General features: G+C 22.4%; 1 pseudogene. It reads left to right on the forward strand.

The annotated features are described in order from the left end of the window. A pseudogene (locus AJN70_RS03245) lies at positions 1-526 on the forward strand (motility associated factor glycosyltransferase family protein); the annotation flags it as partial.

A 526-nucleotide genomic window follows, 5' to 3' on the forward strand; every position in this document is an offset into this window, starting at 1 on the left:
TATGGGCTTGTGAGAATTTACTTGATAAAGATTTAAATAAACCTTTTGAAAAATTAGAACCTTTAAGTTTAAATAAACAAAATGAGTTTTTACTTAAGGCTTATTATAAAGTTTATCAAAGTATTAAACATTGTAGAGATTTTAGTAAAATACTCAGCAATGATTTTGAAAATATACAAAGTATATATTTGAGTTTAAATGAAAAAGAAGAGGATATCAATTTAGCTATTGAAAAAATAGATAAATTTAAAAATAAACTTGAAGATATAAAACAAATGCAAGATTTGTATGATATCTTGCAATCTTTATTCATACAATTTGAACTTAATCTTGCTAGAATTTATGTTTTAAATCCTAAAACCAAAGAAGATGCTTTTAATAAAAATATTCTTTGGATAAAAGAACATTTAGAATTTATGGAATTAGTTTATGGACATATCAAAGCACAAGAAAGTGCCTTGATAAAAAATATACTTCCTTTAGAAGAAAAACTTAAAGAAAGAAAATTAGATAAATGGATGGAAAG

It is taken from the genome of Campylobacter sp. BCW_4341 (assembly GCF_001764255.1).
In the GTDB taxonomy this organism is placed as follows: Bacteria; Campylobacterota; Campylobacteria; order Campylobacterales; family Campylobacteraceae; genus Campylobacter_D; species Campylobacter_D jejuni.